Source organism: Vibrio sp. 779(2023) (assembly GCF_033344285.1).
Taxonomy (GTDB): domain Bacteria; phylum Pseudomonadota; class Gammaproteobacteria; order Enterobacterales; family Vibrionaceae; genus Vibrio; species Vibrio alginolyticus.
In genome coordinates, this window is the sequence record NZ_JAWPOM010000149.1 from 1 (window position 1) to 1,222 (window position 1,222).

Annotated in this window: 2 protein-coding genes; both read left to right on the plus strand. The window is 43.4% G+C overall.

Features of this window, described 5'->3' with window-relative positions:
• A partial coding sequence (locus R8O70_RS25650) for a carbohydrate porin (protein WP_318184517.1) occupies positions 1-200 on the plus strand: 200 nt, incomplete at its 5' end.
• 100 nt (positions 201-300) lie between these two features.
• Positions 301-1,110 carry a MalM family protein gene (locus tag R8O70_RS25655; RefSeq protein ID WP_318184518.1) on the plus strand — a complete coding sequence of 270 codons (810 nt, stop codon included), beginning with the start codon at positions 301-303 and terminating at the stop codon, positions 1,108-1,110.
• Positions 1,111-1,222: the final 112 nt, after the last annotated feature.

Sequence of the window (1,222 nt, forward strand, 5' to 3'; positions counted from 1 at the left end):
ACGACGGCGAAGAAAACAAATACGGTAAGCTAACTGTTGCTCAAGCATGGTCTGCTGGCTCTAGCTTCTGGGCTCGTCCTGAAATCCGTCTATACGCGTCTTACCTAACGGCTGACAAAGCGGATAACTCAAACACATTTGACAGCGGTCGTTCAGACGATACGTTCCAATTCGGTGTACAAGCTGAAGCTTGGTGGTAATCATCTAACCACTAAGTCCTAAATTGTCCTAGAATGATACAGCCAGAACCTATCTGGCTGTATTTATTTCAAAAACAATAATGAGTCGAGGTAGACAGTAATGAGAAAATGGCTTGCTCCCGTACTGCTGGGCATGTTGGCTACTGGTTGTGCGTCCGTAGAACAAGTAGAGATGAGTCCAAAAGGTCAGCAACAAGTAATCACTCAATCGGGTGATATTCAATGGGTACCGCTTAATGTGCCTGTGGTTACTGAGTTCGCTTTGACTGATAAAAGCCAAATGCTGTTGGATGGCAACAGTGCTGGCGCAATTGCAGCGTTCGCTCTTCCGGGCAATCGTGGCAGTCTCGATATCAAATTAGAGACATTCGTAAGTAAAGAACTTCAATTTTATGCTCCAAATGTCGCAGTGATGAACTCGGCAGGAGAAACCATTTACCAAGCCGATTTCTCAAAGTTTAAGTACGAACCAGCAAAACTGTTGGACAACGATAAATTCGTACTTGATCTCAATGTGATTCCAGACATGACAGGTAATGATCTTCATGTATTGGTTTACACGACTTCCGCCGATCTAAAAGGAAGTACACAAGTTCTACACCCTGCAAAAGCCTTCGCCATGGCGCGCCATACTCAGCCGCCAGATATTGCAGACCCTCTCGCGAAACATAGCCCATTGGGTCAGTTCCGCTTTTCGGTATCCGCGAATGATATCGTGAATACCAAGATTTTTGCGAAAAACTACAACATTCCTCAAGGTACGGATCTCACTAGCTACTACCACAGCTCTATTGAAGCGGCAGTCGCAGCGAACGATATTCCGAAAGCACTCACCTTGCTTGATGAAGCAAAAGAGCTAGGTATTGAAGGCGCACAAGAAGTGTTTGTGAAAGCCGTAAATAAAAAATAATCGAATATAAAAGGTCAGCGAAATGCTGGCCTTTTTTCATAGAAAATAAACCAATAAAAATACCCCTACATAGAGTTACCTTATTCACATAATTATTTTTATTGCTTTGTTT

Bases quoted from the DNA above. Each gene is read 5' to 3' on its own strand.
- R8O70_RS25655 (WP_318184518.1), top strand. From the start codon at position 301: ATGAGAAAATGGCTTGCTCCCGTACTGCTGGGCATGTTGGCTACTGGT.